General features: G+C 67.8%; 26 protein-coding genes and 6 pseudogenes. 18 read left to right on the top strand and 14 right to left on the bottom strand.

Translation table 11 applies throughout. From position 1 onward, the window contains the following. Positions 1 to 219: pseudogene (locus ACFYWY_RS25930) on the bottom strand (YncE family protein); the annotation flags it as partial. A gap of 357 nt (positions 220 to 576) precedes the next feature. On the opposite strand from ACFYWY_RS25930, the gene ACFYWY_RS25925 reads away from it, so the two are divergent. Further along, positions 577 to 828 carry an ArsR/SmtB family transcription factor gene (locus tag ACFYWY_RS25925; RefSeq protein ID WP_389190412.1) on the top strand — a complete coding sequence of 84 codons (252 nt, stop codon included), beginning with the start codon at positions 577 to 579 and terminating at the stop codon, positions 826 to 828. Positions 829 to 1,050: 222 nt separating this feature from the next. On the opposite strand, the pseudogene ACFYWY_RS25920 reads toward ACFYWY_RS25925, so the two are convergent. Continuing rightward, positions 1,051 to 1,723 (bottom strand): annotated as a pseudogene (locus tag ACFYWY_RS25920) (Tn3 family transposase); the annotation flags it as partial. A gap of 306 nt (positions 1,724 to 2,029) precedes the next feature. Between ACFYWY_RS25920 and ACFYWY_RS25915 the strand changes: the two are divergent. Continuing rightward, positions 2,030 to 2,251 carry a hypothetical protein gene (locus ACFYWY_RS25915; protein WP_389190411.1) on the top strand — a complete coding sequence of 74 codons (222 nt, stop codon included), beginning with the start codon at positions 2,030 to 2,032 and terminating at the stop codon, positions 2,249 to 2,251. A gap of 76 nt (positions 2,252 to 2,327) precedes the next feature. On the opposite strand, the gene ACFYWY_RS25910 is transcribed toward ACFYWY_RS25915, so the two are convergent. Further along, entirely contained in the window at positions 2,328 to 2,702 is a 375-nt protein-coding gene (locus ACFYWY_RS25910; protein ID WP_389190410.1) for a PIN domain-containing protein, read from the bottom strand. Next, positions 2,699 to 2,953, bottom strand: coding sequence for a hypothetical protein (locus ACFYWY_RS25905; RefSeq protein WP_389190409.1), 255 nt, complete (start codon positions 2,951 to 2,953; stop codon positions 2,699 to 2,701). The genes ACFYWY_RS25910 and ACFYWY_RS25905 overlap by 4 nt, the downstream gene beginning before the upstream one ends. Before the next feature lie 1,002 nt (positions 2,954 to 3,955). On the opposite strand from ACFYWY_RS25905, the gene ACFYWY_RS25900 reads away from it, so the two are divergent. From ACFYWY_RS25900 to ACFYWY_RS25890, 3 genes are all read left to right on the top strand, one after another. Further along, complete coding sequence (locus ACFYWY_RS25900) at positions 3,956 to 4,711, top strand: hypothetical protein (RefSeq protein WP_389190408.1); 756 nt, start codon at positions 3,956 to 3,958, stop codon at positions 4,709 to 4,711. Beyond that, on the top strand, positions 4,708 to 5,232 hold the full coding sequence (locus tag ACFYWY_RS25895) for a hypothetical protein (protein ID WP_389190407.1): 525 nt from the start codon (positions 4,708 to 4,710) through the stop codon (positions 5,230 to 5,232). The genes ACFYWY_RS25900 and ACFYWY_RS25895 overlap by 4 nt, the downstream gene beginning before the upstream one ends. Before the next feature lie 92 nt (positions 5,233 to 5,324). Next, positions 5,325 to 6,050 carry a dienelactone hydrolase family protein gene (locus ACFYWY_RS25890; protein WP_389190406.1) on the top strand — a complete coding sequence of 242 codons (726 nt, stop codon included), beginning with the start codon at positions 5,325 to 5,327 and terminating at the stop codon, positions 6,048 to 6,050. A 150-nt stretch (positions 6,051 to 6,200) separates the two neighbouring features. Here ACFYWY_RS25890 and ACFYWY_RS25885 read toward each other — a convergent pair whose 3' ends face one another. The 3 genes from ACFYWY_RS25885 to ACFYWY_RS25875 all read right to left on the bottom strand — a co-directional run bounded on the left by ACFYWY_RS25885 (position 6,201) and on the right by ACFYWY_RS25875 (position 9,494). Beyond that, positions 6,201 to 6,620, bottom strand: a complete 420-nt coding sequence (locus ACFYWY_RS25885) for a DUF3307 domain-containing protein (RefSeq protein WP_389190405.1) — start codon at positions 6,618 to 6,620, stop codon at positions 6,201 to 6,203. A 1,240-nt stretch (positions 6,621 to 7,860) separates the two neighbouring features. Continuing rightward, a complete protein-coding gene (locus ACFYWY_RS25880) occupies positions 7,861 to 8,274 on the bottom strand; it encodes a DUF6185 family protein (protein WP_389190404.1) in 414 nt (137 codons plus the stop codon). Beyond that, positions 8,214 to 9,494: a DUF6185 family protein gene (locus ACFYWY_RS25875; protein WP_389190403.1), complete on the bottom strand. Its 1,281-nt coding sequence runs from the start codon at positions 9,492 to 9,494 to the stop codon at positions 8,214 to 8,216. Before ACFYWY_RS25875 ends, ACFYWY_RS25880 begins: the two co-directional genes overlap by 61 nt. Before the next feature lie 605 nt (positions 9,495 to 10,099). On the opposite strand from ACFYWY_RS25875, the gene ACFYWY_RS25870 reads away from it, so the two are divergent. From ACFYWY_RS25870 to ACFYWY_RS25855, 4 genes and pseudogenes are all read left to right on the top strand, one after another. Beyond that, the gene (locus ACFYWY_RS25870) at positions 10,100 to 10,378 is read left to right on the top strand and encodes a hypothetical protein (RefSeq protein WP_389190402.1); all 279 of its coding nucleotides are present in this window, start codon (positions 10,100 to 10,102) and stop codon (positions 10,376 to 10,378) included. Positions 10,379 to 10,599: 221 nt separating this feature from the next. After that, positions 10,600 to 11,010, top strand: a pseudogene (locus tag ACFYWY_RS25865) (DUF4874 domain-containing protein); the annotation flags it as partial. A gap of 59 nt (positions 11,011 to 11,069) precedes the next feature. Beyond that, positions 11,070 to 11,894, top strand: a complete 825-nt coding sequence (locus tag ACFYWY_RS25860) for a DUF4832 domain-containing protein (RefSeq protein ID WP_389190401.1) — start codon at positions 11,070 to 11,072, stop codon at positions 11,892 to 11,894. Positions 11,895 to 12,504: 610 nt separating this feature from the next. Next, positions 12,505 to 12,918 (top strand): annotated as a pseudogene (locus tag ACFYWY_RS25855) (integrase core domain-containing protein); the annotation flags it as partial. Here ACFYWY_RS25855 and ACFYWY_RS25850 read toward each other — a convergent pair. Beyond that, positions 12,912 to 13,148: a hypothetical protein gene (locus tag ACFYWY_RS25850; RefSeq protein WP_389190400.1), complete on the bottom strand. Its 237-nt coding sequence runs from the start codon at positions 13,146 to 13,148 to the stop codon at positions 12,912 to 12,914. The pseudogene ACFYWY_RS25855 and the gene ACFYWY_RS25850 sit on opposite strands and share 7 nt — an antisense overlap. A gap of 62 nt (positions 13,149 to 13,210) precedes the next feature. Here ACFYWY_RS25850 and ACFYWY_RS25845 point away from each other — a divergent pair. Further along, positions 13,211 to 13,399 (top strand): annotated as a pseudogene (locus ACFYWY_RS25845) (hypothetical protein); the annotation flags it as partial. A 70-nt stretch (positions 13,400 to 13,469) separates the two neighbouring features. Here the strand turns inward: ACFYWY_RS25845 and ACFYWY_RS25840 are convergent. Continuing rightward, positions 13,470 to 14,819 carry a hypothetical protein gene (locus ACFYWY_RS25840; protein WP_389190399.1) on the bottom strand — a complete coding sequence of 450 codons (1,350 nt, stop codon included), beginning with the start codon at positions 14,817 to 14,819 and terminating at the stop codon, positions 13,470 to 13,472. A gap of 125 nt (positions 14,820 to 14,944) precedes the next feature. Between ACFYWY_RS25840 and ACFYWY_RS25835 the strand changes: the two genes are divergently transcribed. The 6 genes from ACFYWY_RS25835 (at position 14,945) to ACFYWY_RS25810 (ending at position 18,915) form a co-directional block, all read left to right on the top strand. Continuing rightward, positions 14,945 to 15,181: a hypothetical protein gene (locus tag ACFYWY_RS25835; protein WP_389190398.1), complete on the top strand. Its 237-nt coding sequence runs from the start codon at positions 14,945 to 14,947 to the stop codon at positions 15,179 to 15,181. After that, a complete protein-coding gene (locus tag ACFYWY_RS25830; RefSeq protein ID WP_389190397.1) occupies positions 15,178 to 15,333 on the top strand; it encodes a hypothetical protein in 156 nt (51 codons plus the stop codon). Before ACFYWY_RS25835 ends, ACFYWY_RS25830 begins: the two co-directional genes overlap by 4 nt. A gap of 221 nt (positions 15,334 to 15,554) precedes the next feature. Continuing rightward, complete coding sequence (locus ACFYWY_RS25825) at positions 15,555 to 15,776, top strand: hypothetical protein (RefSeq protein ID WP_389190396.1); 222 nt, start codon at positions 15,555 to 15,557, stop codon at positions 15,774 to 15,776. Then, on the top strand, positions 15,773 to 16,753 hold the full coding sequence (gene tgmB, locus ACFYWY_RS25820; protein ID WP_389190395.1) for an ATP-grasp ribosomal peptide maturase: 981 nt from the start codon (positions 15,773 to 15,775) through the stop codon (positions 16,751 to 16,753). Before ACFYWY_RS25825 ends, tgmB begins: the two co-directional genes overlap by 4 nt. After that, complete coding sequence (locus ACFYWY_RS25815; RefSeq protein ID WP_389190394.1) at positions 16,750 to 17,838, top strand: methyltransferase domain-containing protein; 1,089 nt, start codon at positions 16,750 to 16,752, stop codon at positions 17,836 to 17,838. The genes tgmB and ACFYWY_RS25815 overlap by 4 nt, the downstream gene beginning before the upstream one ends. Positions 17,839 to 18,303: 465 nt before the next feature. After that, positions 18,304 to 18,915 carry a hypothetical protein gene (locus tag ACFYWY_RS25810; RefSeq protein ID WP_389190393.1) on the top strand — a complete coding sequence of 204 codons (612 nt, stop codon included), beginning with the start codon at positions 18,304 to 18,306 and terminating at the stop codon, positions 18,913 to 18,915. A gap of 21 nt (positions 18,916 to 18,936) precedes the next feature. Here the strand turns inward: ACFYWY_RS25810 and ACFYWY_RS25805 are convergent. Further along, positions 18,937 to 19,065 (bottom strand): annotated as a pseudogene (locus ACFYWY_RS25805) (IS110 family transposase); the annotation flags it as partial. A 35-nt stretch (positions 19,066 to 19,100) separates the two neighbouring features. Next, on the bottom strand, positions 19,101 to 19,718 hold the full coding sequence (locus ACFYWY_RS25800; RefSeq protein WP_389190392.1) for a hypothetical protein: 618 nt from the start codon (positions 19,716 to 19,718) through the stop codon (positions 19,101 to 19,103). A gap of 240 nt (positions 19,719 to 19,958) precedes the next feature. Here ACFYWY_RS25800 and ACFYWY_RS25795 point away from each other — a divergent pair, with 240 nt between their 5' ends. Further along, positions 19,959 to 20,252 carry a hypothetical protein gene (locus ACFYWY_RS25795; RefSeq protein WP_389190391.1) on the top strand — a complete coding sequence of 98 codons (294 nt, stop codon included), beginning with the start codon at positions 19,959 to 19,961 and terminating at the stop codon, positions 20,250 to 20,252. Positions 20,253 to 20,682: 430 nt separating this feature from the next. On the opposite strand, the gene ACFYWY_RS25790 is transcribed toward ACFYWY_RS25795, so the two are convergent. The 3 genes from ACFYWY_RS25790 to ACFYWY_RS25780 form a co-directional block, all read right to left on the bottom strand. Continuing rightward, positions 20,683 to 20,850 carry a hypothetical protein gene (locus tag ACFYWY_RS25790; RefSeq protein ID WP_389190390.1) on the bottom strand — a complete coding sequence of 56 codons (168 nt, stop codon included), beginning with the start codon at positions 20,848 to 20,850 and terminating at the stop codon, positions 20,683 to 20,685. 113 nt (positions 20,851 to 20,963) lie between these two features. Next, the gene (locus tag ACFYWY_RS25785) at positions 20,964 to 21,518 is read right to left on the bottom strand and encodes a ricin-type beta-trefoil lectin domain protein (RefSeq protein WP_389190389.1); all 555 of its coding nucleotides are present in this window, start codon (positions 21,516 to 21,518) and stop codon (positions 20,964 to 20,966) included. A 116-nt stretch (positions 21,519 to 21,634) separates the two neighbouring features. Continuing rightward, positions 21,635 to 22,657, bottom strand: a complete 1,023-nt coding sequence (locus ACFYWY_RS25780; RefSeq protein ID WP_389190388.1) for a hypothetical protein — start codon at positions 22,655 to 22,657, stop codon at positions 21,635 to 21,637. Positions 22,658 to 22,833: 176 nt separating this feature from the next. Here ACFYWY_RS25780 and ACFYWY_RS25775 point away from each other — a divergent pair, with 176 nt between their 5' ends. After that, positions 22,834 to 23,850, top strand: a complete 1,017-nt coding sequence (locus ACFYWY_RS25775; RefSeq protein WP_389190387.1) for a helix-turn-helix domain-containing protein — start codon at positions 22,834 to 22,836, stop codon at positions 23,848 to 23,850. The last annotated feature ends 2 nt before the right edge of the window (positions 23,851 to 23,852 follow it).

Genomic DNA, 23,852 nt, shown 5'->3' with positions numbered 1-23,852 from the left:
CGTATCGATCACCGACACGGTGTCATCTGCGGAGTTGGCGACGTAGGCGAAAGTTCCGGTCTGCGCGGCGGCGGGCGTGGCCAGGGTGACCGGAAGGGCCAGGCCGGCCAGGACCGCCACTCCCGCCACCCAGGCCCGCACCACCACCCACCACGAACCCCCACGACTTCGCTGCGGACTCCCCAGTTTCGGTGCCCCCCGTACCGCGATACCCGACATGCAGACCTCCTGTAGTGCACCACACCGAAGTGCGCTCGAGTACTCCGAATGAACTCGGCGATTGATGCCCCCGTCATGAACGTCTGGAGTCGAGTCGCCGCGGCGCTTATCAACGCCGCGTCCGACGCTAAGTGCCGCGATCAACCCGTGACCGCTGGCGAGCCCGCATTAGGCCGTACAGGCGTCGCGAATCCCCCTTCCGGACCGCTCATGCTCCGCCAGCCTCACCCGCGCCCTGCAAGACCAGCAGACCAAAGCACTAATCGCCCCATCAAGCGGGACACCGGCCCACTCGCCTTGCTGTACCAGGCGAAGTGCAGCAACCACGGCGGTCAGGACCCAAGTACTTGTCACCTCGTGCTCGGGGCTGCCGTACAGCAGCGCAGTACCGCAACCCCAGCGACCCGGCTCGACGCCCTGCGCCTCCTCGCCGAGCCTCACACCACGACATCCCTGGCCCGCGCCCTCCACGTCAGCAACGCGACAACCTCATCCCACGCGGCGGTGCTCAGATCGGCAGGCATGGCGACGACGACCCGCACAGGCCGCTCGTTCACCCACCAGCGCACGGCCCTCGGCACACTGGTCGCGGGCGGCTGGCCGCCGTAGGTCGCCAAGGGCCCCGGCGCGATCGGCCGGATTGTCCTAGTCGACCATGGTCGTTCTCGGCGCCAACGGCTGTACCGATGTTCCCCGAGGCCGGAGTTCGCCAAGGTGATCAAGGGCAGCGACATCGCGCCGCGCACTCCCTGGCAACGTCGCGCGACGGCCGCGAAGCGGCTGAACCAAGGCGAGGGCCCGCACGTTCATCACCGCCCTGGTCGGCTACCCCTAGTCCTGTCCGGCCCCGTCGTCGTCCTCGTCCAGCTCCGGCGCGTCCGGGTCGCGCAGCGGGCGTAGGGCGCCGGCGGCCGGGACGCTGGCGGTGAAGCTATAGCGGCCGAGCAGGTTCAGGTTCTTGTGCTTGATCGGGGAGAGCCGGGCGATGTCCTCCTCCCGGACCTCGTGGCCCTCAGCCTGGAGCTGGGCGACGGCGGCGTCGATGTACCGCGTCGTCCAGAGCACGATGGCGTTGAGGACCAGGCCGAGCGCGCCGAGCTGGTCCTCCATCCCGTCGCGGTACGCCTGGTGGACGGTGCCCCGCTTGCCGTGGCACACGTCCCGGGCAAGCTTGTGGCGGGACTCCTGCACGGTGAGCTGCCGGTTCATCTGCCGCCGGTGGGTGTTCGTCGACCGGGTCGACCACGCGCAGCAGGTGCAGGGTCTTGGCGATCCGCCCGTACTCGGCGAACGCCTGCCCCAGCGGGATCGGCCGGTTCTCCCGGCCGAGCATCCGCAGCAGGTCGTAGGCACGGACCTGGTTGGTGACCAGGGACCCGGCGACCCTCAGCATGTCCGGCCAGTGGGTGATCACCTTGTTCAGGTTGACTCGGTTGCGGGCCAGGTCCTCCACCGCGCGGTACGTGCCCGTCTCCACCCCGGGCATCGTGGCCCGCCAGAACCGCACGGCCGCGGACCCCGGGAACTCCCCCAGCCCCTTCCAGAGCTTGATCACGGTGCGCTCGGCCATGTCCTCGATCTCGCCGATGGCCGTGACCTCGCCGGGGAAGGCGAAGCCGACGGTGCGCGGGTCGAACCCGGCGGGGCCAAGCGTGTAGAAGTACACGCGGTAATAGCCACCCTCGTACGCGACTCCGGAACACAGACGGACCTCGAGGACCGCGCCCGAATCCTCCGAGAAGAGATCCACACCTCCGGCATCACCCATGCCGCAGCCGCCCTCGAACTCGCCATGTGCTTCCACCACGCCGTGCTCGACAACGACCACGCGTTCACCACGGCCATCGCTCGCCTGCGCGACCTCCCCCAAGGCGGCGACCACGCGTACTACGTCGACATCGCCCACTACATGGCCGGCCTCTCCCCCAACGGTGACTCCACGGCGCGGTGGCTGGACGGCGAGCAGCCCACCCGCAGCCGCTGGCGCACGCTGGTCACCGAACGGCGCGAGTACCTGCGCAACGCGCGCTGAGAATGCAGTCGGCGGCCGTTTCCGGTGGAAACAGCCGCCGGTCCTGCGAGGTGCGCTGGCGTCTGGATGCGACGAATCAGGTGGGATTGAGCGGGGTGATGCCCGTCCCCGCGTACAACTCGGGCTCCAGCGAAAGGACCGTGAGCGGCTCTCCCGCCTTGACCGCGTGCCAGGCGATCGCAGCTGTGTGAGCCACCGGCCAGTCCACGTTTCTCCGGTCCATCGCGTCCACCGCGTGCGCGGCGGTGAACGGAACGCTCTCCGCGAACCGCAGGGATGCCGCGTGCTTACCCGCGCCCGCGACCTGCCGCTCCGCAGCCAAGATGGTCAGCGACGGGATGAGGACGCGGCCGGTGCCGCGGGATGCCTCGATGTACAGGCCGGTGAAGAACGGGTCCGCCTGATAGAGGGCGGTCAAAGCGGTGTGGTCCAGGACGGCCGTCAGGTTCACGCGGCGGCGCTGCCCTGATGGGCGCGGATCTTCGCCCAGGCGTCTTGGCCGGCCTGCGCGACCTGCTCGGTGTACTCGACGCCAAGCTCGGAAGCGGCCTCGAGGGCGCGCTGCTCCCGCTCGGCAGCCGTGAGCTCACGGGTAGCGAGCTCCTCCAGCAGCTCCGTGATGGTGGTGCCGCGCTCGTCCGCGAGGATGCGCAGCCTGTCGCGCACTTCTTCGCTGGTCTTGATGCTCGTCGGCTTACTCATGCCCATGATTCTACCGCCGGTAGAACTCATCGGTGCGCCTCTCTCCTCACTGCCGACGCGGAACTGCTGACAGGGATGCCCACGGATCTCGCGGCACCGGAGAAGGAGCGTCGCGGGCTGCCCGGCGGGCCGGCTTCGGGGCGGGCGCGAGCTGGGGCGCTATGCAGTCGCGGCGGAGGCGATCACGCGCGCAGTCGGGCAGGATGCGCCGATGCCCGGCCCTCATCTGGAGGACTGGGCATCGCAGGCGTGACGGGTCAGCGGTCAGCTCTCCTCGAACCTGGCGGTGGCGCCTTACGGCAAGAACATCCCCAACAGCTCTCCGACATGATCCTCTGCCTTCGCTACCTCTCGCAGAGTTCTGGTCCGGTCCCGGCAGGACGGCGGAGCGGACATGACCGCGCTCGGCCGAAGCGACATCGAGGCGTTCACGCAGTATGTGACTCATCTGGCGCACACCGGCGAGATCAGCGCCTTCCGCCGCACGACGATCTGCCGTTTCACCGGCCGGTTCCTGCGTGAGATCCGCGACCTGGGTCTGACCAGGCCCGGCGAGATCCTCGCTGAGCTGCCCGACGACTTCGCGCTGCGAAGGCATGACATGCCCCCGGTCATCACCGAGGAAGGACGGGGCAGAGCCCTGCCGAAGGAGATCCTCAGCCAGCTCTGCGAGCGACTGCCCACCCTCGACCAGATCCGCGACGGCAGCGACGACGCTCGCGCCGCCATCGAGGTCCTCGTCGACACTGGTCGGCGCCCCGACGAGATCGGGTGCCTGCCCTGGGACTGCATGGAGACCGACGAACACGGCAAATCCGTGCTCGTCTACACCGACTTCAAGAACAACCGCATCGGCTGCCGCCTGCCGATCCCGGACTCCACCGCAGAGATCATCGTCCGGCAGAAGAAGACCATCCGCGCCCGCTTCCCGGACACCGAGCTTTCCAAGCTGGTCCTCTTCCCCGGCCCCGACGGAACTCCGAGGGCACCCAGCCGTTCCGGATGCAGCACATCGGCAACGTCCACCGCCGCTGGGTCAACGCCATGCCCCCATGGCTGCTGGCTGACGGCACCCAGTTCCCAAAGCTGGAAGTCGTGCCCTACTCCTACCGCCACTCCTACGCCCAACGGCACGCCGACGCCGGAACCCTGCCCGATGTGCTCCGTGAGCTTATGGGCCATAGATCGTTGCAAACTACACAAACCTACTATCGGGTCACTGAGAAGCGGACCCGGTCCGCGGTCGACAAACTCGTCTCGCACCAGCTCGACCGGCACGGCAACCGGATCTGGACCCAGGCCCGCCAGCTCCTGGAGCACGAGCACGCCCGCCTGCGGATCGGCCAGGTGTCCGTCCCCTACGGGATCTGCATCGAGCCGAGCAACGTCAAGGCCGGCGGCCACGGTTGCCCGTTCCGGTTCCGCTGCGTCGGCTGCGACCACTTCCGCACCGACCCGTCGTACTTGCCGGAGCTGCGGACCTACCTCGACACTCTGCTCCGGGATCGCGAACGCCTGGCCGCAGCAACCGACTTGGACGCTTGGGCCCGCACCGAGGCGACTCCCTCCGAGGAGGAAATCAAGCGCATCCGCACACTGATCCGTCGCGTCGAGACCGACCTGGACGGGCTCACGGACGACGAACGCGAGCAGATCACGGAGGCCACGCGGACCCTGCGCAAGACCCGCACCGTCTCCCTGGGCATGCCCGGCATCCGCCCGCCGGAGCCGGACCTGCGGCTGGAGCGTGACACGTGAGCTCATCACCGGACCACCTGGCCCGAGCACGGGCAGCGGACTCCGACCGGCGGCGGACCCGTGTCCTCAAGGTCCTCGACAAGCTGGCCGCGGACGGCGAGGAGATCACCGTCTCCTCCGTTGCCCGCGCCGCCGGCGTCCACCGCAGTCTGATCCACCGGCACGGTGACCTGCACGCGGCCGTTCTCGCCCGAGCGGGCGAGCCGCCTCCCGGCGCGACGGCCGGAACGCAGGTCAGCCGCCAGTCGCTGCTGGCCGACACCGCGAACCTCACGGCCCGCAACGGCCGTCTGTCCGCGCACATCACCCGGCTCGAACGACGTCTGTCTGAAGCGCTTGGACAGGCTGCTTGGGAAGCCTCCGGGCTCGGTGCCCCCGCCGACGTCGAAACACTCACCCGCCGCATCGGCGAGCTGGAGCAGCGGATCCTCGACCTCCGCTCCGAACTCGCCGAGCGCGACGAGGACCTCGCCGCCGCACGCGCCGCGAACCGGGACTTGATGGCGCAGCTGAACCGCTGACGGGGCGGTTCCGGAATACGCCAGAGACCTGCCTTCTGCCAGCAGCAGAACACCGGCCCGACCGGGCCCGGCGATCACTACAGTCCAGGCTCATGACGACGGTTACAACGCGCACGGTCGAATACGCGGCCGACGGCCTGACGATGATCGGGCACCTCGCGCTCCCGGCCGGTGTCGACCGCCGGCCCGCGGTCCTGGTCGGGCCTGAGGGGACGGGGCTCAGCGACGTCGAGCGCCGCCGGGCCGATGTACTCGCCGAGCTGGGATACGTGGCGCTGGCCTTCGACCTCCACGGCGGGCGCTATTTGGGCGACCCTGAGGAGATGCTTGCCCGTTGCATGCCGCTGCTCGCCGACCCCGACCGGATGCGAGGCATCGGCCACGCGGCGCTCGACGTGCTCCGCGTCGAGCCGCGGACCGACCCCGACCGGATCGCCGCCGTCGGCTACGGCACCGGGGGCGCAATCGCGCTGGAACTCGGGCGCGACGGCGTCGACCTGCGCGCGATCGGGACAGTCAACGCACTGACCACGGGCCGACCGGGCGAGACGGCGCGCATCCGCTGCCCAGTGTGGGCCGGGGTCGGGTCGGAAGACCCGATCATGCCGCCCGCGCAACGGGACGCATTCACCACCGAGATGCAGGCCGCGGGCGTCGACTGGCGCCTCGTGGTCTACGGCGGCGCCTTACACGCCTTCCACCACCCACCGGTCGACCACACCGTGGTCCCCGGCGTCGGCTACCACCCACGGCACGCGCAGCGAGCGTGGCGTGACGTCGTCGACCTGCTCGCCGAGTGCCTGCCCATCACGGAGTGATCTGGTCGACAACCGCGATTCCGGACCGCAAACCAAGCCGGTCGACCGTCACCACACACCAAGCTCGGCCACCCACCACCGGTGCTTACCGGTCGCCACGGCAGGTTTCAGGCGCATTCCGGTCCTGTCCCCTGACCCAAGTCGTCGCCATCACCCCCAACACGCCAGGGCGGCGGCGTTAATCGCCAGGTGCACAGTGTTGTCAGCAACGATGACCAGGGCGTTCGCCAGGCCGGACGGCACGGCCACGGGCGAGCCCTGGTTCTTCTGCACGTCGGCCCAAGCGACCCGACGCGAGGCAGGGGCCAGCAGATTCCGCGCCCAGACCAGGTACTTCGCGGCCCGATAGCGGTCCAGGACAACGTGCGTCGCCACGATCACCGCAAGTGCGAGCGGGGACTGCGTGATTAGCAGGAACGGCAGCCCATACGTGGTGCCATGCACGATCGCGGGCCACCACCGCTTGACCTTCTCCGTCGCCATCCAGTCCGACTGGATGAGGTAGTCGCCAGCCAGATGCGCCAGCAGGCTCTCGAAGAACAACACCAGGAAGCCACGGCCTCGGTCCACGACACCTGTCGCTCACCCAACGACCGCGGACACACGCGCCTGAGCTGCACGATCATCGTGCTTCCCGGACTCGAACTCCGAGCAACCCCGAGAGAAGCGACGTGTCGTGTGCAGGCGAGGCGGCCGACGTGGCTGGACTGGCCCGGGATGCGGTCGTGCTGGCCCTTGTCGGCGCTCTGGACCGAGGTCTGTACCCAGTTTGTCGCTGCTTTCTTGGCGTGTCTCACATTCCTCAACTCCCGTTAATCGGACGTGGGGTTAGCAGTTGATGAGGGGCGTGTCGCGGACGTACCGTCCCGCCGCGTGTTGGTGCACTTCTTCTCTGCCGAGGGCTGGCAGTCTTGGGGGCTCGATGGCGAGCCGTTGATCCCTGAGCGGATGCCGGTGCTGTTCGACGAGGACTTCCTGTTCGAGGACGAGGGCGGCCCGCGGGCGACGCGGGCGGTGAACTCCTGGCTTCGTACGCTGCCGTCGAGCGGGGCGCCGTCGCCGAATTCGTGGCGGGCGTACGCGCTACGGCCCGGCACTGGCATACGCATCTGCGCCGGCACCGTGTCGCGGTGTTCGGTACGCGGCAGGAGCTGGTGGCCGCGCTCGGTACGTACGCGGACCGTCGGCTGTCGGGGCCGTTGAACGAGCGGCTGGAGTTCTCGTCGTGGGAGTTGCAGGTCACGGCGCTGAGCCGGTTCTACGACTGGGCCGCGGGTGAGGGCCTGGCCGCGGCGGTGCCGTTCACGGTGGCCACCGGCAAGCGGATGGTGCAGGGCCGGCTGGTGGAGACCCGACACAACCGGGCCCGACTGCGGCGGCCGAAGCCGCACGTGAAGGTGCAGTACCTGGAGTCGGACTTCGCCGGTCTTTTCCGCTACGGCCTGGCCGGGCTGGGCCCGGATGGGCTGGAGGACGCGTCGTTCCGCGGCCGGTTCCCGGGCCGGAACGCGGCGATGGGTGGTCTGGTGCTGGGCACCGGGATGCGGAGCCGGGAGCTCACTCACTTGCTGGTTCATGAGGTTCCGCCGCTGCCCGCCGAGCCGACCGAGGTGCCGATCCCTTGGGTGGTCCCGGAGCTGGCGGCCAAGGGGCGGAAGTTACGCACGACCTGGATCGACTACGCCTCGCTGGCGTCGGTGCACTCCTACATCGCCCTGGACAGGGAGATGTCGCAAGGGTCGTGGCGGCCGGAGAGGCCGCTGGTGGTGGAGCAGGCGGACTTCTACGGCGGCCGGGTCAACGGTGTGCCTCAGCGAAGACTTCGCGCAGTGGCCGTCTGGAGACATCCAGGCGCTGCGCGAGCGTCGACCGCCGGCCGCCGGCCGCCGACGATGAGGAGCAACCCCAGCAGGGCGATGTCCAGGCCGATCTGGAGCCATACAAGGGCGCCGTTGTTGAGGTAGGACCCGATCAGGGGTGTGACGAAGGCGGTGTAGAGCAGCATCATCAGCAGGATGTCCGGTGCGGCCGGGGCAGCGTGCTGGGACTGCGGCGCGGTGCCGCGTGCCCGCAGCAGTGCGACGATCGCCAGCGCTGTCAGGACGGTGTCGTAGCCGAGCAGCCAGCTGGCGCCGTCGGCCGCCAGCTCCTGCAACCCGCTGGTCAGATGCTCGCCGTGCCGCGTGGCGTACTCGTCGGTGGTCGGGTCACTGAGCCAGGACACACGGCCCCATCCGCGCTCCGACAGCCACAGATGACAGCCGAAGTACGGCCGCCAGCGCCACGGACAACGGGACCAGCACGGGCAGTCCGGGTCGCCGGTGCGGCGCCGAAAGCTGCCGGGCCCAGGCGAGGGCGCCGCAGAGCAGGGCCCAGGGCCGACTGAGCGAGCACGTTCGCCGTGATGAGGGCCCCGGTGGAGGAGAAGACAAGGACCGAGGTGACGGCCGCGGCCCCGAGAGATCCGGTCACCGCTACGACGGCGAGTCCACGGTGGCACAGCGCGGCCATGGCGACCGCCGCCACCGCCGACAGGGCAACCCCCAGGACGGCCTCATCGTTCGGCAGGCCGACCGCGAACCCGTTCAAGACGGCGAGGGCGGGGCTCAGCCACACCCAGCCGACCAGTCGTCGAGCGGCGCTCGTCTCCTCCGGCGTGCCCAGAGCGCCCGCCGGTCGGCGCCGGGCCGATCGGGCCGCCGTGGTGGCGACCGCGGCGATCCCGACCATCCAGACCAGGCCGCCCAACAAACCGACGCTGTTCATGTCTCGGCCGTCGCGTGCGGCCCACGCCCGCTGCCAAGGCGGGGTCGTTCGTACCGCGATCTCGGGAATCGATCGCGCGGACCCCGTCGAGGGCTTCCACACCAGGGCGTGGGCGCCTCGGCCGGCCGACGGCTCGGGCCGCGCCCACTCCGCGCCCTGCGTGCCCGGGTCGATCTCGATGGTGTCCCACCGCGCGGCCCGCAGGGCCTCGGGTGCCTTGAACCGGATGGTCCAGCGGGTCAGTCCCGTCTCGATCCGCCAGGGCCCGAGCGCCACATGGTCTGCGTCGACCCCGGCGTGCGTCTCCATCCGGATGCGCACCTCCTTGCCGTCGGAGGTGATGCGGGGAGGGGCCCTTCTCCACTCGTCCGGGCGGAGCAGTTGGGCACCGGCTTCCTCCCGCACCAGGCAGCCCAGGGCCTGCCGGTACGCTCCGCTGCCCTCGCCCATCAGGAGTTTCGGCGTCAGCGGCCACGACGTGGGCACGCGCACGGTCATCACGCTCTCGGCCCTGCTGTGCGTACGGCCGTGGTGGAGCAGACGCAGCGACGCGGAGGCGCGTGCGGAGGCGAGCCGGTGATCAGCACAGTCGCCCGCGATTCCCACGGCGCCGTACGCCTCCGCCGGTGCCGTCAGCCAACACGCCAGAGTCACCAGCGCCACGACGATCAGCCGCACAATCCGCCCCCGCTCCCCACCGTCCCCTCAGGGGTCATGCCACCGGAACGTTCGTCTCACTCCCCCGACTCGGGGATTGCGGCCGAGCGTGCCAACTGGCCGATCGCATCGGTAGCCTGCCGTGCGTCGACGAGAACTCATCGATGGGCGCCGGTAGTTGCCTCGATGGGGTGAGAAAGCACTCGCAGCGCCGATCGAACCACACCGGCCAGTGGGCCGGACCTTGCGGGACTCCGATGCGACTGGACGGCCGGCCGCAGGCGGAGCACGGCGGCTCCTGCCGCATGTGCTTTCAGGTATCGGTGAACCGTGGCGCGGGAGGTGCGGCCGGGGAGCTACAGCGGGAGCTGTATGCGGAGTTCCTGCATGCCAGGGAGAGTGGGCCGGCGATGATCGGCATCATGGTTCGTCGACTCCCCCGGCGAGGGCCAGCCGCACGGCCAGGATCTCGTCCCGTTTGCCGGACCGCTACTGAACCGGGCCGGCCAGGGTGCTGATGGGCGGCGGAGGGCACGGATGGCCATGACATAAGCCTTCGCCTGCTGCAGCCCCAACAGCGGGGCCTGCTTCCGCAGGTGGCGCATCGCGGCCATGGTCCCCTCGGAGTGCACGAGCGCCTCAACGGCCACGACCAGCGGATCGGGCGGCCGGACGCCCCTGATCTGCTGGAGGTAGAGATCTTCCCAGACATCGGCGACGTATGTGGTGGCAGGGATGTGGTGGATACTCCCGTCCTGCCGATCCACCAGGTAAGGCCCGTGACCCACCAACATCTTCCCGATGTCCTGCGCCCCGGCAGCAATGAACTGATCGTCCTCGAGCTGGATCGCGTCCCCTCCATCCCGAACGTCGAGCTCCGCGACCAGCCGGAGCTCGGTGACTGATTCATCCGCCCCCATCCATTGGAGGAAACCATGAGTCATCCCCTGTCCCGGCGCAGGGCCCTCGCCCTGGCCGGCCTGACCGGCGTGAGCGCCGCCCTCGGTGTGAGCGGTAGCGCGGCGGCCGACCGACCTGGACGACCGTCCCCCTCCGCGGCATCCGTCCCGATGACAACCGCGGCGCCACCGGCCTGGCCAACCCCTCGCGCGACTTCCGCTACGAGATGTCCTACAACGCCAAGGACCTGACCAGCCCCTGGCCGTGGGAGGCCGACCTCGCCGGTGACTGCGCGAATGCGCTGAGCCTGCTCGAAGCCAAGTACGGCGCCGGCGCCAACCTCACCCAGCTCTACTTCTACCTGTGGGACTACGCCACGACCACGATCCCCTCCAGCGCCCTGGCCAACATCCAGAAGGTCCTCGACGGCCTGCGCTCCAAGGGCTACCAGGCCGTACTGCGCTTCGTCTACGACGACGGCCGCCGGCCCGACTAGCAGTACACGGTGCAGGACATCCAGAGGCACATCACCCAGCTCAAGCCGATCGTCGCCGCCAACCGCGACGTGATCGCGGTCTGGCAGGCCGGCTTCGTCGGCGACAGGGGCGAGTGGGGCCCCAACTACTACAACCACCAGAACTGGCCCGACGCCACAACGGCCATCATGACCAGCCTGGTCGACGCGCTTCCCCCGGCATGGACACGCAGATGCGCTACCCGTGGCTGCGGGAGAACATCGGCACCTCCAGCGTCAAGGCCAGGGTCGGCTACCACAACGACTACTTCACTCTCGGCGGCGGAGGGTTTGACTTCTACGTGCCGTCCAGCTCCTACTGGCCTACGTACCTGGACGTCACCCCCACCCACATGGTGGACGGCGAGATGCCCTGGGCCAACAAGCAACCGGCTGCGGCCAGCGACCCGTACGCCTGGAGCACGGTGATCGACGGCCTGAGCGCGGCCAAACGGCTGCAGACCCTGCGCTTCGACACCCTCTCCATGGTCCACAACGCGACCGTGACGCTCCCCGCCTGGAAGACGACCACCCTCACCAAGGCCCAGGCCACAGCGGCCAAGCTGCCGGTCTCCGACGGCTACTTCACCGACTCCTCCGGCAACTCGGTCGCCCGGACCCACTTCGACTACATCCGCGACCACCTCGGCTACCGCATCGAGATCTGGCAAGCCCGCTGCGCCAAGCTCTCGTCCGGCCTGTCCGTCCAGGTCGACCTGGTCAACCGGGGCTTCGCCGCACCCAAGCATCCCAGGTCCGCCCTGCTGACCCTGCTCGACTCGTTCGGCCGGACGGTCAGCACGGTCGACACCGCCGCCGACCCTGCGACCCAAACCATCACTGGCACCCTCACCCTGCCCACCACTCCGGGCACCTACTTCCTCGGCCTGTTGCTGCCCCACCCGACCACCTCCACCGGGGCCTACGCGGTCCGCTGCGCCAACGCCAGCTTCTGGTTCGTGCCGTCACTGAACGGCGTGAACATCCTGGGCGCCGTCACCCTGTGATCCACGAGAAGACGGCGTCCGGTCCGGTGACGGACCGTCCTCGCCCGCGGCAGTTGGCGACGGGTTAGAGCCCGTGGTGTCGGGTGACTGGTGAAACTTCACTACCGCCGTGCCTCGTTATCCCTGCCGCGCTCTGTCCGAGCGACCCCGGCCAGGTGAGGGGGCACCCGGCCGGTTCCTCGGCTTCCGCCGATCGTCAGCATCCGGGCCCTGCTTGGCACCCCATGAGCTTCGAGCGCGAAGACCTGTATGTCCCTGGCAAGGCGATGCCCGAGTCGGCCGGGAAGCCGACCTGGTACGAGGTACCGGCGGTAGCCCGGAACCTGCAGTTGGCACGCGCCGCTGGTCATTGTCTGGGGAGTAGGTCGCTGCACCGGCGTACGAGGGCGAAGGATGTGACGGCGACTGTCCCGGCCGCTGAGCTTGTGCTTTAAGGTCCAGCCGCTCCGAATCGTGCTCACCAGTGCGCCTACGTCAAATTCAGTGCTGTGGCCGCCGCGTCAACGAAGGGCGTGATCAGCCGAATGTAAGCACGCAACGTCTCATGGAACTCACGACGGTTCTCCCGGCTGGCCGCCTGCTCAATGAGTTCTAGGTAGGCGGGCCCGCCGAGTCTGACGGCCGCCTCGCCTACAGCGAGATCCTCACCGACGAGAAGAAGGAGACCGCCACCGCCTTCTGGGCCCGGGCCCAGGCATTCTTCGCGCAAGCAGGGATCACCGTCGAGCGGGTCCTGACCGACAACGGCTCCTGTTACCGCTCGTGCGACTGGCGTGACCTGCTCACCACGGCCGGCATCACCCACAAGCGCACACGGCCCTACCGACCGCAAACCAACGGCAAGGTCGAACGCCTCAACCGCACCATGCTGGACGAGTGGGCCTACGCGAAGCCCTACCGCAGCGAACAGGAACGACGCGACGCCTTCCCCAGGTGGCTCCACACCTACAATCACCACCGCGGACACACCGCGCTGGGAGGCAAGCCACCCGCCAGCCGCGTCCCCAACCTCACGGGTCAGTACACCGGGCCGGCCGTCGCCAACTGCTGGGCCAGCATGCCGACGGTCGTAAGAAAGCTTGTGTAGGCGTCTCGGCGGATTTGTCGCAGCCACTGCTCATGAGCGCTCTGTCGCTGCTGGTCCGCCTGGTAGCGGCCTCCGCGGAAGGCGATCAGCGCGGCCCCCCACGCCTCGGTCGCTCCGATAATTCCCCCACCCAAGGCTCCGATGAGCCCAGCAACGCCAGCGTCCACGGGGCGACTGTAGGGCAGCGCCGAACCGGAACGGCGCGGTTCTATGAAGCTGCTGCGGGCCGGGGTTCGCCCGCGTCGACGGATCGCTCGCCCTGCTCGTACAACGCGGCGACCAGACCGACCGGCAGCTCACCGACCACGACCAGCGACTCGACGCCCTCGAACGCTCCCGGTGGCCGCTTCCTTCGTTCGCCGCCCTGGTCGGCGCCCTCGGCCTCACCCTGTCCCTTTGGCAGTTCGCCACCAAGTGACACAGCTACGCCCCCCGTACGGCCCTGCGTGGCCGTACGGGGGGCGTAGTTGTGCTTTCAGGGTTCCCCGTCAGTTCTTCAACGCCGCCACCTCGCGGGCGCGGCCGGCCAGTTCTCGAACCGGCCGGGTGTTCGTATGTCTCCGCAGCTGAGTGGTCATCGTCTCGAAGTGGTCGTCACCGCGAGCCGAAGAGACATGCTCGTATTCGTCCAAGAACCGCCCCCAGGAGTCACAGGCGGCGTCGAGATGTCCAAAGGCATACTGCCGCTGCGCCAACAACGCGTACGAGTGCACGCGCCCCTGGCGCTCCACTTTCGGTTGCACCTTGATGGACTGCTGAAGAGCCTTGATGCTGCCGGGAAGATCGCGTTCTTCGTACAGCACATGGGAAACGTGGAACAGCCACGCTGTTTGATCGTACCCACCGATCGCATCTCGCCGGCTGTCGGCTTTGGATAGTGCGGCCTCGGCCTCCCGCAGACGCCTGTGCGACAACTGTCGATCGCCGACCATGCTCGCGGCGTGTGCCTGCTGCCCCCGCAGGAACGCCACGAGTCGAGGCCCTGCGGCGGGCGCCGCTTCCGCGGCCGAGTCGGCAAGCTCCAATGACTTCTGGCCGTAGCCCAGGTTGGACGCCTGCAAGCTCATACCGCGCAGCGTCCGGCAGTAGGTCACGTGGTCTTGCGCCTCATTCGCCAGCTTCAATGCCTTGACGTAATAGGTCTGGCCAAGGCCGTGGGCTTTCTCGTACATGGCCATCCACCCCGTCAGGTACGTGAGGTCGGATGCTGCGGCAAGCATGTCGAGGCGAACCCGTTCAGTCGCCTGTGCACGTAGCCAAGGGCCTACGGTGTTGACAATGAACGCGGCAGCCATGGGGCGGGCATGCCCCGCACCGAGTTCGTCGAGGATGTCCGCGATCCGTTCCGTCATGGTGCGCACTGCCTGAACCTGCGAAGCACCGATACGAATCGTCTTCTTACCGGGACTCACGGGCTGATCAGCAGCATGCGCAGCGCCGGAGAAGCCGGGAACGGCCAGTGCCGCCGAGAACACGCCTGCGGCGAGCACGCCGCGACGGGATGGGTCCATGTCCGCCCTTCCGAGGTCAATCAACTCCTCGACAGTGTCCGCCGGTTCAGACCTCAAGACGGACGGAGCGGGCGTCAGGCCAGCTTCGGCATGCGTGACCGGCCGACCAAGGTGCGCCGACAACACCTCAACGATTAGCGCCCTGGCCTCGGGTTTCGGCCGCGCACCGGCAATCCAGTGCGAAACGGTGGATTGGCTGTAATGAAGATCCAATCCCGCCTGCACGCCGAGGCGATTAACGCGCTGCGCAAGCTGCGTCCGCGTCAATTTCGCCTGGTCAAGCAACCCCGCAAGCGCAGGGTTGGGTGTGCGCTTCTTCGTGGCCATGCCTCATCTCCCGACGGCGTTCATGGCGTTCACGTTGTCACCAGCTTCCAACGGTACCCGCGGAGGGTGACCGCACGGTTACCTCTTCACAGAACCCCGAACGTTCTCGGCCTGAAAGGGGGCTGATGGTGACCACGACCGAAAAGAAGGCAGTCGGCACGGCCACAGAGGCGCACACCGCCAACGCCGAACCGCCCATCAACGTCGACGCCGTTCAAGAGGCGGTCAACAAAGTCAACGCGATCCGGCTCGACGTGCCCCCTCGCAGCGAAGTCGACCAGCACACGCAAGAACTGACCGAGCACGCTCAACGCTTGCTACGCGAGACTACCCGGCAGGCAAGCAGAACAACCCGGGCGTGATCGCAGCGTTCCGCGCCATGTACAAACTGGTCGACCTTGCCCACAGACCCACGCCGACCACGACCAACTACACGGCATGGATGTACACACGCAACCTCGCCAACGCCACTCACGCGCTGCTCGACCTGCACCGCCGGTACCAGGTGCCGTGACCGCGCCACGCCGACGCCGCCTGTCACAGATCGGCGAAATCGTCATCACGACCGTTCTCGTCGCCCTGATCGTGACCGCCTTCGGCGCCGCTCTCTACAGCAGCGCCACCCCATAGACCCCCGTCGCGCGCTCTGCCGCGTCCGCCGAACGGCGAACGCACAGGAAGAGCGAGCGCGCGGCGGGAGCCCTGCACCACCCATCGCATTCCCTTGGAGGGAACATGACGACAGCCACGATTCCGTTCGCCGCGCGTGCCGCGGCACCGCCCTGCCTGGTCACCACCTCGATCGCCGGGGTGACGTGGAACAGTCGCCGGCAGCTGAACGAGAACGCGGACGGCACCCCCTGGCACACGGGGGACATGGCCGCCTCGACCACCGACACCAACCTCGACGGCCAGGGCGACGACGTCACTGACCCGTACTACGCGCCCGTGTCATGACAAGCGCCGCCCGCCCTGTGCTCGTCGTCGCTGAACAGCTCGATGCGGCTGCCGACATGGTCGTCGATCAGCTGAACCAGCGCGACATTCCCGTCATACGGTTCGACGCCGCCACGTTCCCCCAACAACTCACGCTCACAGCCGGCCACGGGCCGACCGAGCTGGGATGGACCGGGGTACTGGACGACGGGCACCGGACGGCGCGGCTTGAGGACGTCCGGGCCGTCTACTGGAGGCGGCCCGGACGCTCCGCCATCGCCGACACCGTCCCCGAGCCATACGCGACGTGGGCCCAGAACCAGGCTGACGCCGCCCTACTCAACCTGTTAGCAGCCCTCCCGGGCGTCCGATGGATCAACAACCCTCATCACGACCGGATCGCCGCCCACAAGCCCCAGCAGCTCACCGCCGCAACGCGCTGCGGACTGGGGGTGCCGCGCAGCCTCATCACGAACGACCCCGACGCCGCCCAAGCATTCGCAAAGCAGATCGACGCCCCGATCATCTGCAAGCCCATCCTCGGCGGGCGCCTCCCTGTCGAAGAAGGTCGCTCCCTGATGGTGGCCACGCACTACGTCAATGCCAAGGAGTTCGACGACAGCATCCGCACCACCGCCCACTACTTCCAGGAAGCCATCGACAAGGCTTACGAGGTACGCCTCGTAGCCGTGGGCGATCAGGTGTTCGGCGGCACCCTGCACACCACGTCGGAACGCGCGCGTACCGACTGGCGCACGGACTACAAACACATCGAGTACGGCACCACGTCCGTTCCCGACCACATCATCTACGGCGTACGGCGCTTCCTGGCTTACTACGGGATCGTGTTCGGGTCGTTCGACTTCGCCGTGACTCCTGATGACGAGTGGGTGTTCTTCGAGAACAACCCCGCCGGCACATGGGCATGGGTGGAGAACCGAACCGGCCTGCCGATCGCCGCTGCCCATGCCGACTACCTGCAAGGAGACACCGAATGACTTGGCCGGACACCGGAGTGTCGGCCGCGCTGCGGCAAACGTTCGCCGCGGAACTCGACCCACAGTTCGACAGAGGTTGGGTAGACGCGTTCGCGGCCGTCCCCCGGCACGTTTTCGTCCCCCGCTACTACGCCCAGTCTGACAACAGGTCGTGGCGGAGTGTCACCTTGGGTGACCCCGGCTACATGGAAACGATCTACTCGAACCAGGCACTGACCACCCAGCTTGACGAACACGGCATCCCCACCAGTTCATCAAGCGAACCCGCCCTCATGCTGGAAATGCTCGACGCCCTCGACGCTCGCCAAGGCGACACGGTGTTCGAACTCGGGACGGGCACAGGCTACAACACGGCTCTGCTCTCGCACCGGCTCGGCGACGACAACGTGACAAGTCTCGATGTCGACCCGAGCCTCGTGGAAGCTGCGGCCTTCCGGCTGGAAAAAGCCGGGTACCGCCCCTTCGTGACGACCGGCGACGGCGCCCGCGGCTGGCCGCAGCGCTCCCCCTACACCCGGATCATCGCCACCGCCGCACTGCGTGCCGTGCCGGCCCCATTCCTCGACCAGGCCGCGCCCGGCGCGATCATCGTCGCCCCCATCGGGTACGGCGTACTACGTGCCACCGTCACCGCCCCCGGCCACGCCACGGGCAGGTTCCTGCCGACACCCGCGCACTTCATGCCGCGTCGGACGCAAGGCGCTGCCCCTGCGTTCGACGCGGTGCGTAGCGTGGAACCCGCGGATACCAAGGTGGCGCCAACCGACATCCTAGATCGCCTGCGCTTCCCCCTGTCGATCGCCTTGCCCGGCCACAGCTCGTGCTCGTGGCGGGACGATGACGGCGAACTCACGGCCGTTGGCCTGTGGACTGAGGACGGCTCAACAGCAACCGCCCACGTCTCCGGGGCTGTCCGCCAGATCGGGCCACGGCGCCCGTGGGATGTCGTGGAAGACCTTGCCATCTTCGAGAACGTGCCGCCCCGCGATGACTTCCACGTGACCATCACGCCCAGTCGGCAAACGGTCTGGTACAACGCGCCCGACGGGCCTTCATGGGAACTGCCCGGAGGTGACGGGCCATGATCACCGCGTCCGACATCATCGCCGCGTTATGCGGCACGGCAACTGATTGCTACCCCCTCCCCCACAATCGAGGCCGCTCACGATGAGGCAACGCCTCTTCTGTCTTGTGATGATCATCGGTTCGGTCGCTGTGGTACTACCCCTGGCCATCCTCGGCGATCCCGGCCGCTGAACCCCGCACCACACGACCTCGCCGCACCGCCCCCGTTCCCCCACGGGGACAGCGCGGTCCCCCACACGACGGCCCCGGTTCCCCCGAACGAGGTACCGGGGCCGTCGCATGTCAGATATGCAGATCCCGGACCAAGCGGTCGTGAACGCGATCTACAGACGTCGCCCAGTCTGGAGCGGGCGCAGCTGCTTTCGGGGCCTGTCTCTCCGCCCGCGGAAACCCGCAGACAACACGTACGTATGGAAGCCATATTGAAGAACGAGAAAGGATCAAGTAGCGCAATGAGACGAGCCATGGCGGATATCGCGCTGGATGCCTTGCAGGCAGGCCAGGCTCGGCCCGATCCCGTAGCCCGGCATACTTTGCCTGCCTGCCTTGCTGATGGACCTGTCGCCGCCGATGTCTGGATTGATGGCAGTCTCGGATTTGCTCTTCTCATCCACCGGCGCGGTGACGGGCTTGTGTCCGAGGAGCTGTACTACTCCGTACGGAACAGGAACGAAGATTGGCTGGACTGTGAACACCTTGGTGGCGCCATCTTGGGGTTCGACATTGAGGTGCCTGCAGCCATCAAGGATGTCCTGGCCGGCGTCCCCGTTGCCGTGGTGTCCGAGTCCGAATTCCTGATCTACACGGGCCGTAGCAGCGCAGTGGAGGGGTACGAACCCGCACGCGTCTTGACAGTCCTGGTCGGCGGCACGGCGGATCTCATCGAGATCGAGGATCTGTCGCCGGCCCCCACAGCGCGGGGCGGGCGATTCAGTACCGACGTCAGGTCGCCGCTCATGCTGCTCGTGCTGCTGCCTGGGCAGCAATTGCGTGTGTCAGCCCTACGGCGCGAGGGCTCCTCCTTGATCACAACCGGCGACGCCATGGAATTGTTCTTTCCCGAGCTGCGTCCGTGAACGACTTCGACCAGTTGCTCTGTCCTCGAGTTCCTTCTCAAGCCGCTGGGACTCCCAGCCCGCCGCCCGGGCCAGATCGGTGCGGCGACGGGTCAGATCGCGCAACTCGCGGATGTCGCGGTGGGGCACGAAGGAGGCCATCACCATGCCCAAGAGCTCCCCGCCGTGCAGCGGCGCGGCGGCCATCACCCGCAGCCCAGCCCCGGCGGCGGCCGGGAGAGGGCCTGCCCGGGCCGTCCAGTGCCTGCGCGATCGGCGTCATCATCACCAGACTGACCGGCATCTGGACCGCGACCATGTGGTGCTGTCGCCAGCGGCTTCGGCGGCCAGGGCGAGCAGCTCCCCCACCGTGAAAGCCCCCTCCTCCAGGCCTCGAGCCGGTCGGCGGCGGCGTTCACGCGCCCTCGGACATCGATGGAGCCTGGGTGATGGGTGGAGTCGGTGAAGGCGAGGACGGCGTCGATGGCGGCGGCGTAGGCGCAGGCGTCCAGCCGGTTCTCATGTTCGCGGTCCAGTGTCGTGAGGCGCATCAGGGCGGTGCGCAGGTGCTGTTCGATGGTGGTGGGGTTGGTGGCGGTGAGGGCTTGGTGGAGGGTGGCGAGAGCGAGTTCGAAGCTGGCGTCGGCCCGGGTGGCTGGGGGCAGGTCGGGCTGGTTCCCCAGTGAGTGGTGTGCATCGTGAAGTTGCTGGTCACGGGCGTGGTGTGAGGGGCGGGAGAGGTACTCGCGCTGGTCGTCGGCCGGTGCCCACGCCGAAGATGCACATATCTCAACGCGGGACAGATGACTCTTGCTGATCTTCACCTTGTCCGACAGTACTTCGAGCGACCAGGCTCGGCCCTCGCGATGGTCCCGGAGTTTCGCCCCGAACAAATGTCGGGCGGATCGATCAGGTGTCAGCTCTTTCGACGGTCGGCCCATGTGTCCAACTCCTTTGTCTCGACCTGGGACTTGGGACAAATCCCTATGGAGATCGTACGGACTGAGAGCAACCCTTGCAGTACACACAGTGAAGTTGGATGTGTACCTGCGAGAGGCCCCCCCATGCCGACTGACCGACAGAACAAGGCCGACAACCTGAGAGCGGCCGAGAAAGCGCGTGACGACCTGACAGAGGTGCCCGGTTATGTGCCCGCTGTGGGTGAGACGGCCAGGGATTCCAGTACGGGACGCGTAGGCCGGGTGATGGGCCACGATGGACCGCGTTATCAACTCCGTCCGCTCAACGGCGGCAAGGAGTGGGAAGTGGAGCCGGAGTATCTGGTGCCGGTGCCGCTGTCCGACGCGCTCAGACCCGTTGTGGCCGAGGCGAATTCCCGCACTCGCTGGGTGGTGTGAGGTGGGCGTGAATATGAACCCGCACGGGCTGAAGGTCGGCAGCGTGGTCTACGACCGGTTTTACGACCTGCCCGCGATGGTCGCTGATTTCCAGGGGCCGTTGATCTGCCTCACCCGCCCGACCGGTTTTTCGTGGCGGTCGCGTTGGGTCAACGTACGGCCGGCTACCGCGTACGAGCGGCGACAGCTGCGAGCCATAGCCAAACTCCACGCTCAGCACCAACAAGGTGCAGCCCCCAGACAGATTCCCGCCCCGCCAGGGGACGCGGCCGGATGAGTCATTCCCCCATGGGAGGCGTGCGGCACGCGGTGGGAAGGCCCTCGCGCCTGGGCGCCGGACCAGACGATTCTTCAACCCGTCGACGTACGTACGGCACTCATCAGATCCCGTGTGCCAACAGACTCGGCTCATGAGGCTGCCGGAAGGCACTCAGCCACCTCCGAGCTGCCGTCTCGCGGCACGCGAGGTCCAGCACGCGGCGGCGCCGAGCAGCGCGGCGAAGCCGACGGGCGCGGTGTCGAAAGCTGCCCGTGCAGGACGCAGGCGCAGATCATCGCGGCGGTGCAGCGTGCCGGCGGCGGCGTCTCCGGAGGCCACGGCGAGACCACGATCACGCTCAGCCGCCAGGCCGGGCTGGGCGGCAGTGGTGGGCGGGCGGGTACCCGACGGCTCCGGGTTTCGTCCCGGAGCCGTCGGGCACGCTCGGCAAACTATTTGAAAGCCCACATCTGGTGCTGGTTACCGTGCTGACACGGTGCGGTGATGGGCCTGTCCGAATCGCCCACCAGGGTCAGGCAGTCCTTGGTCTGCCAGTTCTTCACGTAGCCCTCCGAATAGCGCGTCCACTTCTGCCAATTGTCGCCACTGCATTGGACAACTTGAACTCGCGTTCCGGTTGGGCCGGCGAGCAGGCACTGGTGATTGGGAAAACGAGGCCCCGAATGTTCGTAACCGAAGTTGCGAATGCTGTTCCCCGCTCCCTGTATCCAGACCTCGCTAGGGTTGCCGAACTTGCATTCAGCGGCCTTGACCCCGTCCCACATGAACAGACACTTCTTATTGGCATAGTTCAGGATGTGGAAAATCGAGCCTTCTGGCAAAGTCGCCTGAGCCGACACCGCGGCCGTGGCCGACGTTGTTTCCTGGGTTCCAACGGATGCCGAACTCGCCGTGGGGACAGCCAGACTCAGCAGGATCGCCGCCGCGGTCGACGCACCGAATATGGTGCGCTTGTTCCGGCCGCCGAGACGTGGGAAAGACAGCATATCGAAAACCTTCCAGGTGGAGTGGTGCAGGAGATACTGAGCGCCGAATGGCGCGGTCAGTCGGTTGGTTGGGGTGGTTCGGTGAGATGGAGATGCGGGTTTCCGAGAAGCGCCGCTCACGCGGAGGGAACGGCGCGTGCGATACAGATACGCGCCTTGAGCCGTGAGCCGGCTTCGTAGAACATGTAATCGATGCCGTTGTCGGTGCCGAACGACGGTGCCGCCACACGTCCGTTGTCGGAAGCGATGGGGGTGTGGAAGACGCCGAGGTGGTTTTCCTTGTCGAAGGCGTTGCCGACCTCGGTGATGCGCATCCGGCCGTCGTTGCCGTTGTAGGCGACGTAGGTGGTGCCGTTGCGTTTGACCAGGGTGGGCCCGGCGATGTCGGTGACGCCGTCGGGCTCGGGGTTGACCAGCGGGGCCGAGCTGAACTGCCAGCCGTCCCAGCCGTTGGGCGACCAACCGTAGAAGATCCGCCGCCCGCCCCGTACGCCCATGAAGACCATGACGTACCTGTTGCCGCGTCCCGGCAGGGTGTGCTCGAAGACGCGGGCGTAGGAGGTCTCTGAGGTGCCGGGTACCAGACGGGTGCTCAGGATCGGCGTTTCGTCGGTGAAGTGGAGGCCGTCCGCCGACCGTGCCACGCGCGTCACGGTGTTCTCGCCGTGGAAGTAGCAGAAGAACTGCCGGGTGGCCGCGTCCCAGGTGATGTGAGGGGACGAGACGTGGCTGACCGTGGTGCCCGGCAGGTGCCTGTCGATGAGCGGATTGCCCTCGTACTCGGTGAACGGCCCCTCAAGGGAGTCGGCGAATGCCACGCAGATGCCGCCCGGGTTCTCGTGCGGCGCGTAGTACAGGTAGTACCTCGCCCGGGCACCGCTGATCTTGTCGGACACCCCGCGGATGCAGGGGAAGATGAACTCCTTGGTGGGGTTGTGAGCCGGTACGGCCGGCAGGACGATCGCGTCCCGCAGATACCGGTACGTCGGCATCCCGCCTGGGCCCGCGGCCTGCGCCGGCCCCGCGCCGGCGAGTATCCCGCCCGCGCCCGCGGTGATGCCGGCCGCTGCGGCCGCCGCACCGCGCAGCACGCTGCGCCGACGCACCTTTAACTGCCTGTTGGGGTCCAAGTTTTCCATTCCGCTCTTTCTCTGCGACGTAGATCAGCCCTGCGGGACGAAGCTACGGGCAACGCCGAGGGCCGAGTGGCCTGTCCGTGCCCGAGAACTTGCCCCGGAGCGACTCATCGACTGAACCGAATCGCCTCCAGGCCCGTCATCACGACGGGGAATGACCACGGCAAAGGGGGACCATCATGAGCATCGTGCTGTCCACCGCATCGGTGCCCGCCAGGGAGCGGCTGGCCTACTGGCATGAGGCGATCAGTCAGACGTACGACCAGCTGGCGTCTGTCCAGCTGGACGTCTCCACGCCCACCGACGCGCCTTACAGGGGCACGCTTACGGCCGGCCGGCTCGGCTCCGTACGTGTGGCCACGACGGACTCCGACCCCTTGCAGGTCCGCCAGACCACACGGGGGGTCGCCGGGACGGAGGACGAATACCTCAACGTGTGCCTACAGGACCGCGGTCACCTGGTGATCGACCAGAACGACAGCCAGGCCATACTGCGGCCTGGAACCCTCACCATCTTCGACACCACCCGCCCCTACACGGTCACCTACCCCGCCGCCTTCCGCATGCACGTCATCCAGATACCGCGGTGGATGCTGGGCGTTCGCGAGGCCGACCTGCGGCGCATCACCGCGGTGCCCATCGACGCCGATACCGAAACCGCGTCGCTGATCATCCCGTTCCTCTCCCAGCTCGCCACCCAGGCGCGAAGCCGTCCGCCGCACATCGGTGACCTACTCGCCCGCAACGCCGCGGACCTGCTGGCCACCCTCATCGCCGAGCGACTGGACCGCGACGTCGCCGACATCAGCACCGGCACCGGCACCGGCACCGGCACCGGCACCGACGCCGCACGCACCGCGCTGCGGCTGCGCGTCAAGGCTTTCGTCGACCGCCACCTCGCCGACCCCGGCCTGTCCCCGCAGACCATGGCCGCCGCGCACCACATCTCCGTACGCCACGTGCACCGGCTCTTCCAGGACGAGGGCACCACCGCCGGCCGCTGGATCCAGCACCGCCGGCTGGAGGCCTGCCGACGCGAGCTCGGCCGCCCGGGCCGAAATGTTCCAGCGGTGATGGCCATCGCACACCGCTTCGGCTTCACCAGCCCCTCCCACTTCAGCCGCGCCTTCCGCGCCGCCTACGGCGCGTCACCCCGTGAATGGCGCGCCACCGCCCACCTCGGCTCGCCTGCGTGATC

Source organism: Streptomyces sp. NPDC002870 (assembly GCF_042888505.1).
Lineage (GTDB): Bacteria > Actinomycetota > Actinomycetes > Streptomycetales > Streptomycetaceae > Streptomyces.
Note: the sequence above shows the minus strand (reverse complement) of the source record. Positions and strands in the feature narration are given on the sequence as shown.

Excerpts from the sequence above, each read along its gene's own strand:
- tgmB (WP_389190395.1), top strand. The coding sequence starts at position 15,773 with ATGACAAGCGCCGCCCGCCCTGTGCTCGTCGTCGCTGAACAGCTCGAT.
- ACFYWY_RS25795 (WP_389190391.1), top strand. The coding sequence starts at position 19,959 with ATGCCGACTGACCGACAGAACAAGGCCGACAACCTGAGAGCGGCCGAG.
- ACFYWY_RS25890 (WP_389190406.1), top strand. The coding sequence starts at position 5,325 with ATGACGACGGTTACAACGCGCACGGTCGAATACGCGGCCGACGGCCTG.
- ACFYWY_RS25860 (WP_389190401.1), top strand. The coding sequence starts at position 11,070 with ATGGACACGCAGATGCGCTACCCGTGGCTGCGGGAGAACATCGGCACC.
- ACFYWY_RS25785 (WP_389190389.1), bottom strand. The coding sequence starts at position 21,518 with ATGCTGTCTTTCCCACGTCTCGGCGGCCGGAACAAGCGCACCATATTC.
- ACFYWY_RS25780 (WP_389190388.1), bottom strand. The coding sequence starts at position 22,657 with ATGGAAAACTTGGACCCCAACAGGCAGTTAAAGGTGCGTCGGCGCAGC.
- ACFYWY_RS25825 (WP_389190396.1), top strand. The coding sequence starts at position 15,555 with ATGACGACAGCCACGATTCCGTTCGCCGCGCGTGCCGCGGCACCGCCC.
- ACFYWY_RS25815 (WP_389190394.1), top strand. The coding sequence starts at position 16,750 with ATGACTTGGCCGGACACCGGAGTGTCGGCCGCGCTGCGGCAAACGTTC.
- ACFYWY_RS25840 (WP_389190399.1), bottom strand. The coding sequence starts at position 14,819 with ATGGCCACGAAGAAGCGCACACCCAACCCTGCGCTTGCGGGGTTGCTT.
- ACFYWY_RS25775 (WP_389190387.1), top strand. The coding sequence starts at position 22,834 with ATGAGCATCGTGCTGTCCACCGCATCGGTGCCCGCCAGGGAGCGGCTG.
- ACFYWY_RS25905 (WP_389190409.1), bottom strand. The coding sequence starts at position 2,953 with ATGAGTAAGCCGACGAGCATCAAGACCAGCGAAGAAGTGCGCGACAGG.
- ACFYWY_RS25900 (WP_389190408.1), top strand. The coding sequence starts at position 3,956 with ATGCAGCACATCGGCAACGTCCACCGCCGCTGGGTCAACGCCATGCCC.
- ACFYWY_RS25835 (WP_389190398.1), top strand. The coding sequence starts at position 14,945 with ATGGTGACCACGACCGAAAAGAAGGCAGTCGGCACGGCCACAGAGGCG.
- ACFYWY_RS25810 (WP_389190393.1), top strand. The coding sequence starts at position 18,304 with ATGGCGGATATCGCGCTGGATGCCTTGCAGGCAGGCCAGGCTCGGCCC.